General features: G+C 68.7%; 8 protein-coding genes and 2 pseudogenes. 4 read left to right on the top strand and 6 right to left on the bottom strand.

The window, feature by feature from the left end; genetic code table 11:
• Positions 1 to 139 precede the first annotated feature (139 nt).
• Positions 140 to 514, bottom strand: a complete 375-nt coding sequence (locus ACH492_RS34220) for a winged helix-turn-helix transcriptional regulator (RefSeq protein ID WP_398992415.1) — start codon at positions 512 to 514, stop codon at positions 140 to 142.
• A gap of 88 nt (positions 515 to 602) precedes the next feature.
• Here ACH492_RS34220 and ACH492_RS34215 point away from each other — a divergent pair, with 88 nt between their 5' ends.
• The 3 genes from ACH492_RS34215 to ACH492_RS34205 all read left to right on the top strand — a co-directional run bounded on the left by ACH492_RS34215 (position 603) and on the right by ACH492_RS34205 (position 3,588).
• Entirely contained in the window at positions 603 to 1,463 is an 861-nt protein-coding gene (locus ACH492_RS34215) for an SDR family oxidoreductase (RefSeq protein ID WP_398992413.1), read from the top strand.
• Positions 1,464 to 1,632: 169 nt separating this feature from the next.
• Positions 1,633 to 2,613 (top strand): EamA family transporter RarD, encoded by a 981-nt coding sequence (gene rarD / locus ACH492_RS34210; protein ID WP_398992411.1) that lies wholly within the window; start codon positions 1,633 to 1,635, stop codon positions 2,611 to 2,613.
• A 135-nt stretch (positions 2,614 to 2,748) separates the two neighbouring features.
• Positions 2,749 to 3,588: a hypothetical protein gene (locus tag ACH492_RS34205; RefSeq protein ID WP_398992409.1), complete on the top strand. Its 840-nt coding sequence runs from the start codon at positions 2,749 to 2,751 to the stop codon at positions 3,586 to 3,588.
• A 42-nt stretch (positions 3,589 to 3,630) separates the two neighbouring features.
• On the opposite strand, the pseudogene ACH492_RS34200 reads toward ACH492_RS34205, so the two are convergent.
• From ACH492_RS34200 to ACH492_RS34180, 5 genes and pseudogenes are all read right to left on the bottom strand, one after another.
• Positions 3,631 to 4,049, bottom strand: a pseudogene (locus tag ACH492_RS34200) (SRPBCC domain-containing protein); the annotation flags it as partial.
• Positions 4,046 to 4,147, bottom strand: a pseudogene (locus ACH492_RS34195) (CGNR zinc finger domain-containing protein); the annotation flags it as partial. The pseudogenes ACH492_RS34200 and ACH492_RS34195, both read right to left, overlap by 4 nt.
• Positions 4,148 to 4,399: 252 nt before the next feature.
• Complete coding sequence (locus ACH492_RS34190) at positions 4,400 to 4,582, bottom strand: hypothetical protein (protein ID WP_398992407.1); 183 nt, start codon at positions 4,580 to 4,582, stop codon at positions 4,400 to 4,402.
• A 9-nt stretch (positions 4,583 to 4,591) separates the two neighbouring features.
• Complete coding sequence (locus tag ACH492_RS34185; RefSeq protein ID WP_398992405.1) at positions 4,592 to 4,795, bottom strand: DUF397 domain-containing protein; 204 nt, start codon at positions 4,793 to 4,795, stop codon at positions 4,592 to 4,594.
• A 196-nt stretch (positions 4,796 to 4,991) separates the two neighbouring features.
• Positions 4,992 to 5,195: a hypothetical protein gene (locus tag ACH492_RS34180; protein ID WP_398992403.1), complete on the bottom strand. Its 204-nt coding sequence runs from the start codon at positions 5,193 to 5,195 to the stop codon at positions 4,992 to 4,994.
• A 649-nt stretch (positions 5,196 to 5,844) separates the two neighbouring features.
• On the opposite strand from ACH492_RS34180, the gene ACH492_RS34175 reads away from it, so the two are divergent.
• Positions 5,845 to 7,056: a helix-turn-helix domain-containing protein gene (locus tag ACH492_RS34175; protein ID WP_398992401.1), complete on the top strand. Its 1,212-nt coding sequence runs from the start codon at positions 5,845 to 5,847 to the stop codon at positions 7,054 to 7,056.
• Positions 7,057 to 7,070 lie beyond the last annotated feature (14 nt).

The raw sequence follows: 7,070 nt of genomic DNA, 5'->3' as shown, positions 1-7,070 counted from the left end.
CACGATGATGGCCGACCAACTCGACACCGCCATCGAACAGAACGGCAAGGGCGACCTCGCCGCCCTCCTCACCGGCAACGACACCTGGACCGTCGTCGGCTGATGTGTCACTGAGGCGCCCCGAAGCCCGGATCTCCTGTCAGGAGGTCCGGGCTTCGTCGTACACGGCACGGGCCTGCTGCACCTCGTCGAACCGCCGTTCGGTCCAGCGGGCCAGCCCCCACACCTGCTCGGCGGCCTCCTTGCCGAGCGCGGTCAGGGAGTAGTCGACACGTGGCGGGATCACCGGCTTGGCGTCGCGGTGCACAAAGCCGTCGCGCTCCAGGGTCTGGAGTGTCTGCGCCAGCATCTTCTCGCTGACGCCGCCGACCTCCCGGCGCAGTTCGCTGAAGCGGTACGAACGCTCCAGCAGCGCGGCGAGGACGAGCACCCCCCAGCGGCTGGTGACGTGCTCCAGGACGATGCGGGAGGGGCACATCTTGTCGTTCACGTCCGGATTCCTGCTTACGCTCATACCAGTACCTTACTTCAAAGTGGGTACTTTCGTTTAGTTAGCACCCTTCGTAGGGTGAGTGCCGAGCCCTACGAATTGGAGAAACACCATGAGCATCGTCGTCACCGGAGCCACCGGAGCCCTCGGCCGTCTCGTCATCGACGAGCTGCTCGCCACGGTCCAGGCCGACCAGGTCGCCGCGGTCGTCCGCGACAAGGAGAAGGCCGCGGACCTCGCGGCGCGCGGCGTCGAACTGCGCATCGCCGACTACAGCGCTCCCGAGACGCTGGCCGGGGCCTTCCGCGCCGGTGACCGCGTGCTGCTGATATCCGGCAGCGAGGTCGGACAGCGGGTGGCGCAGCACACCGCCGTGGTCGAGGCCGCGAAGACGGCAGGCGTCGCACAGCTCGCGTACACGGGCGTACTGGGCGGCCCCGACGCCGACTTCCAGCTGGCCGCCGAGCACAAGGTCACCGAGCGGGTGATCCTCGACTCGGGCCTGCCGTACACCTTCCTGCGCAATGGCTGGTACACGGAGAACTACACCGAGCACCTCGCCCCGGTCCTCGCGCACAACGCCGTCGTCGCGAGCGCCGGCGACGGCCGGATCGCCTCGGCCGCCCGCGCCGACTACGCCGCCGCGGCGGCCGCCGTGCTGACCGGCGAAGGCCACCTGGGCAAGGCGTACGAACTGAGCGGCGACGCCGCCTGGTCCTTCGCGGAGTACGCGGCCGAGCTCTCCCGGCAGACCGGCCGGACGATCGCGTACAGCAACGTACCCGCCGAGGCGCACGTGGGAATCCTGACGGGCACGGGCATCCCCGGGCCGTTCGCCGAGATCCTCGTCGACGTCGACGCGGCGGTCGGACGCGGGCTGCTGGCCGGCACGACGGGTGACCTGGCGCGGCTGGCCGGGCGCCCCACGACGCCGCTCGCCGACTCGGTGGCGGCGGCGCTCGCCACCGACTGACTTGCAGACCGCCTGACTGACCGCCGGACCGACCGGCCATCCGACCGGCCATCCGACCGGCCAAGATCCGTCATGACCGTATAGCGATACGGGCATGACAGCCCGGCCCTGCGCCGCGTACCTTCTTCGTGGTGATGCGCGGGTGATGCGCGCAGGGCGGGAGGGGCCAGTGAAGTCGGACGGTGAACAGCGGGCAGGACTGCTGTACGGGATCGGGGCCTACGGAATGTGGGGCCTGGTCCCGCTCTTCTGGCCGCTGCTGAAGCCGTCGGGAGCGACGGAGATCCTGGCACACCGGATGGTCTGGTCGCTGGCCGTCGTCGGCATCGCGCTGCTGGCGCTGAAGCGCTGGGGCTGGCTACGGGAGCTGATACGGCAGCCCCGCAAGCTGGGGCTGATCACGGTCGCCGCGGCGGTGATCACCGTCAACTGGGGCGTCTACATCTGGGCCGTGAACTCCGGCCATGTCGTCGAGGCGTCGCTCGGCTACTTCATCAACCCGCTGGTCACCATCGCGATGGGCGTGCTGCTCCTGAAGGAGCGGCTGCGTCCGGCGCAGTGGGCGGCGGTCGGCACCGGCTTCGCCGCGGTGCTGGTGCTGGCGATCGGGTACGGGCAGCCGCCGTGGATCTCGCTGGTGCTGGCCTTCTCGTTCGCGACGTACGGCCTGGTCAAGAAGAAGGTCAACATCGGCGGGCTCGAGTCGCTGGCCGCCGAGACCGCGATCCAGTTCCTCCCGGCGCTCGGCTTTCTGCTCTGGCTCGGCGCGGACGGATCCGCCACCTTCGGGGCGCACGGCGCGGGGCATGCGGCACTGCTCGCCGCGACGGGAGTGGTGACCGCGGTGCCGCTGGTCTGCTTCGGCGCGGCGGCGATCCGGGTGCCCCTCTCGACGCTGGGGCTGCTGCAGTACCTGGCGCCGGTCTTCCAGTTCCTGCTGGGGATCCTGTACTTCCACGAGGAGATGCCGGCCGAGCGTTGGGCCGGCTTCGCGCTGGTCTGGCTGGCGCTGACCTGTCTGACCTGGGACGCACTGCGCACGGCACGGCGTACGAAGGCGGCGGCGCTGCGGCTGGCGGCGGCGACGGCTGCTGCTCCTGCTCCTGCTCCGACGCGGGCGACGCCGGCTCCTGCGGAGCCCACCGCCTGACGCATCCGTCCCCGGGAATTAACACTCGATCGGCTCACCTGCGGGGCTGGGCGCAGGCCCCGACCGCTCGACCGGTGCTACCACCGGATGTACAGGCCCCGATGTGCGCGGCCCCCGGAGCGGAGTGAGTGCGTCATGTCGCAGCCCCTCGCCCAGCCCCTCGTCCCGCCCCTCGCCCTTACGGTCGACTTCGGACAGGGGATCACCGACGCGTGGTCGGCAGTGGCCAGGTTCGTGCCGAAGTTCATCGGCTTCCTGGTCATCCTGCTCATCGGCTGGCTCGTGGCGAAGCTGGTGGCCCGGGGCGCCGACCAACTCCTGCGCAGGGTCGGCTTCGAGAGGCTCTCGGAACGCAGCGGGGTCGCCAATGCTCTGCACGGGTCGAAGTACGACGCGACCGGGATCCTCGTCAAGATCCTCTACTACGGGATCCTGCTGATCGCGCTGCAGCTGGGCTTCGGCGTCTTCGGACCGAACCCTGTCAGCGGCATGATCAACAGTGTTGTCGGGTGGCTGCCGAAGGCAATCGTCGCGTGTGTGATCGTCGTCGTGGCCCTGGCCATCGCACGCGCGGTCCGCGACATCGTCCAGGGGGCGCTGGGCGAGACCTCGTACGGCAAGATCCTGTCCACGGTGGCCTGGGCGTCCATCGTGGCACTCGGCGTGATCGCGGCGCTCAGCCAGGCGGAGATCGCGACCTCGGTGACCGGCCCGGTGCTCACGGCGGCGCTCGCCTCGATGGCGGGCATCCTGATCGTGGGCGTCGGCGGCGGCCTGATCAACCCGATGCGCCACCGCTGGGAGCGGTGGCTGTCGGCCGCCGAACAGGAGGCGGCCCGGGCCCGCGGCACCACCGGCGCGTACGAACGGGGCGGGCGGGACACGACTGCGGGCCGGCCGCCCACCGAGCGGCGGGCTCGCCCGCCAAGGCGCGTAAGTCCGGCGGACGAACCGGAGAACATCGACCCGATGTGAAGGTCCCGCTCCGCCTACGACGCCACCTGACGAGGCACCCCCAAGGGCCTGTACGACATCGGCCATCACGGCCTTCCAGTGCGCCCGCTGCCGCTCACGCGCCACCCCGTTCGCCAGATGCTCCTGATGGAAGCGGAGTACAGCCTTCTCCCCCGCCCCCGACGCGGAGACCGCGACCTGGAGGGTGGTCGTGCCGTACGTGCGCCGGACCCGGTCCCCGGGCCGGTAGCTGCGCAGCTCGCCCGCGATACCGTCCCCGGTTTCGTACGACTCGCCCTTCTCGGTGGGCAGTTGGGCGACCCTGCCGAGCCAGAGGGCGACACCCTCGGGGCTCGCGATGAAGTCCCACACGGCGGAGACGGGAGTGGCAGCGTCTTCGACACACCGACCTCCCAGCCTGCGTCCTGGGTCAGTCCCGTGGGCCGTTCCGCGGGCCATTCCGCGGGCCGTTCCGCGGTCATCGTCCGTCTCCTACTGCGTGCTCCGCGTGGCGGACGCGGTGCGCCCGCACCTTGTTGCGATTGCTGCACCGTTCCATCGCGCACCAGCGGCGGCGGCCTCATCGAGCGCCTGCGTGGATACGGACAACTGCCGGAAGGATCGACGGTCCAGTCGCACGGTCGGGATGCCTGGCGTGATTACGTCGCCGTCCGGCATCCGGACGACCCCTTCGACAAGGTCAGCGGTGCGGGGCTCGGACGCAGGCTCCTCTTCCAGCGCGTACCGGAGGGAAGTCGTAGCGAAGACGTAACCAAACGCGCCCCCGACTGCGGCCCTTGCTGCCACGGTCGGGGGCGCCTAAGCGGGGTGCCTAGCGGCGTAGGTCCCGGTCCTCTTCCAGCTTCCGCAGGGCCGCGCCCAGCGTCGGCCGGAAGCCCGGACATGGCCGCTCCAGGGGCAGCGCCCAGGCATGCCAGCACGACAGACACCGCCGCACCGTGAGGTGCTCCGGGTCGCGCTCTACGGTGCCGCCGCACCGCGGACACTGCCCCATGACTACTCCCTACGCCGTGACGTCGAACTCGCCCAGCTTGGCACCGCTCAGGAAGTCGGTCCACTCAACCGCCGTGAACTCGACGGTTTCACCGGTCGCTGAATTCCGGACTGCCACCTTGCCGGGAACGTTCGTTGCGATCTCCACACAGCGGGGGTCTTTGTTGTTGTACTGGCACGCCGTGGACGTTCGGAATACAAACTCTGCGTCCATGGAGCTATTCCCTTCCCTCTGAGTGCGGGGAATCGGTCCCCGCGCCGTATTGCAGTGCGCCCCCAACTACGGCCGTAGCTCACGCAGGTGGGGGCGCTGACCCGTACCGGACGGGGGCGACCGGCACGGGGGCATTCGTTGCGGCCCTTGCCCGGAATGGCCGCCATCGGGTTTCTTGCTGGTCTTGCTGGGGCGCCTACTCGTCGCGCGTCACGCACGCATGGTCGGTCACCACGCGGCGGAACATGTCATGTCCAGTGCTGCCGGTATGGCGCAAACACCAATCCTGTGCCGCTTCCTGGTCGTCCATGGGGCCGGAATTCCCATCGCAGTGAGGCGCAGTGCAGAACGCCTCGAACGTGACTCCGCCGTCCGGCACATGCCGGATCGTGTGCTTCACGAAACGTATTACTGAGCGGGTCACGATGCCCCTGGGCCTGGCGAGTTGCTTTGCAGGGCGGGCATGTGCAGGGCGGGAAACCGAATCCCGCATCGGACGGATTGCCGGGGGGACACAGGTGCGTTGTCTTGTCCTGGACTTCCGTCCGGGCGCCTGTCTCGCTATTGACCCGATACACACTGATCGTGATGGTGGCCACGCGATCACGCGCCTTTTCCGGATGCCGCATGGCGCCAGTCCTCGCCCAGGTGGCACAACAGGTAGGGCCGGACCAGGGTCAGGGGCCGTTCCCAGGGGGCAGGCGGGAACCACTGGGCGCGAGGCTCCGGGAGGGTCGGCACGTCTGGGGCGCGCCTCGCTCGATGCCTGCGGGCTGCGACCAGCCGCGCGCCGCATACGGCGGGGCTGGGCTGGGCCGCGGGGGGCGCGTCGGTGCGGCTGTGCCTACCGGGCGTACGGCGGCACCCCAGCGCGCCTGTCAGCCACGCGAGTAACCGTGTTACAAAGTCCATGACTGCCTGCTCTCTCAGGTGGTCCACGCCCCCGGCCGTTCCAGCGGTGCGGGGGTCCTGCGTCGAACCACGCTGCCGCTGGGACGAATCGGTGCCTAGCGGCCACGTGTAGGCCCCGTGTAGGCCAGACTTGAGACATGCGCGGAGAAACAGCGGCCCACATGATCCGGCGCCTACGGCAAGGCAAAGGATGGAGTCAGGCGCGGCTAGCGGCAGAGGCATGCCGCGCGGCGGGTTTACCGCCCGATTCCCTCACCCGGCAGGACATCTACCGGTACGAGAAAGGCAAGCGCACGCCGCGTGAATGGCTGCCTTCCCTTGCCGCCGCTTTGGACGTGCCTGCCACTGAGCTTGAACAGGCAGCCGCGTGCGACGCCCAGGGGGGCGCTCCTGTCACGGTGGCTGACTTCCTCCCAGATACCAACCCATTGGCGCCACTGAAAGCTAGACAGGGGCGCCGAATTGGTGCGGGTGACGTTACCGACCTAGCCGGCCGAGTGCACGGATTGCGCCTCGCGGATGACTTTCTAGCGGGTGGTGATCTAATCGGCCCGGCGCTTAGGGAGTTGCGTTCCGCGGTAAAGCTGTACCGCGAGGGAAGCCACACAGAAGAAGTCGGGCGCGCGTTGCTCGTGCAGATTGGTGAGCTGGCACAGATTGCCGGGTGGATTGCCTCTGACGCTGGGCGCCATGAGGAAGCGGAACGCATCTACAAACTCGGCATGAGCGCTGCCCGACAGGCGCAGGACGGAACGCTAGTCGGCAATCTCGCCGGATCGCTCGCGTACCAGTACAGCAATACAGGGAACGTGAAAGAGGGCCTTACGCTCGCTCAGGCTGCGTTGGAAGCGGCAGGCGACGACACGCCCCCTAGAGCGCGCGCGCTGTATCTTGACCGAATCGCCTGGGCGCACACGCAGGCCAATGAAGCGCAGCCAGCAATTCGCGCGCTGGGCGAGGCATCCGCAGCACTGGCAAACGACAGCGCAGTGAGGGAGTCGCCCCAATACCTGTACTGGGTGGACGCAGGCGAGTTGCAAGTGATGGAGTCGCGCGTCTATACGGAGCTGAAGAAGCCTTTACGCGCTGTGCCACTCCTCCGGGAAGTGCTGGCCCGGTACGACGCTACGCATACCCGTGAACTTGCCCTGTACCTCTCGTGGCTTGCCGTAGCACTGGCCGACGCCAACGAACCAGAGGAAGCGGCAGCAACGGCACAGCGGGTCATCTCGCTTTCCGCAGACGTCGCGAGCGAACGCACAGCGGAACGTGTAAGGGTCGTTCTTCATAGGCTGGATGAATACAGGGACGTGCCGGAAGTGCGGGCAGTTCTGGACGAGGCAGCGTAGCCTCCAGGCTCGGC

This window comes from Streptomyces sp. NPDC019443, assembly GCF_044389785.1.
In the GTDB taxonomy this organism is placed as follows: Bacteria; Actinomycetota; Actinomycetes; order Streptomycetales; family Streptomycetaceae; genus Streptomyces.
Note: the sequence above shows the minus strand (reverse complement) of the source record. Positions and strands in the feature narration are given on the sequence as shown.

Bases quoted from the DNA above. Each gene is read 5' to 3' on its own strand.
- ACH492_RS34175 (WP_398992401.1), top strand. From the start codon at position 5,845: ATGCGCGGAGAAACAGCGGCCCACATGATCCGGCGCCTACGGCAAGGC.
- ACH492_RS34190 (WP_398992407.1), bottom strand. From the start codon at position 4,582: ATGGGGCAGTGTCCGCGGTGCGGCGGCACCGTAGAGCGCGACCCGGAG.
- ACH492_RS34215 (WP_398992413.1), top strand. From the start codon at position 603: ATGAGCATCGTCGTCACCGGAGCCACCGGAGCCCTCGGCCGTCTCGTC.
- ACH492_RS34220 (WP_398992415.1), bottom strand. From the start codon at position 514: ATGAGCGTAAGCAGGAATCCGGACGTGAACGACAAGATGTGCCCCTCC.
- ACH492_RS34185 (WP_398992405.1), bottom strand. From the start codon at position 4,795: ATGGACGCAGAGTTTGTATTCCGAACGTCCACGGCGTGCCAGTACAAC.
- ACH492_RS34205 (WP_398992409.1), top strand. From the start codon at position 2,749: ATGTCGCAGCCCCTCGCCCAGCCCCTCGTCCCGCCCCTCGCCCTTACG.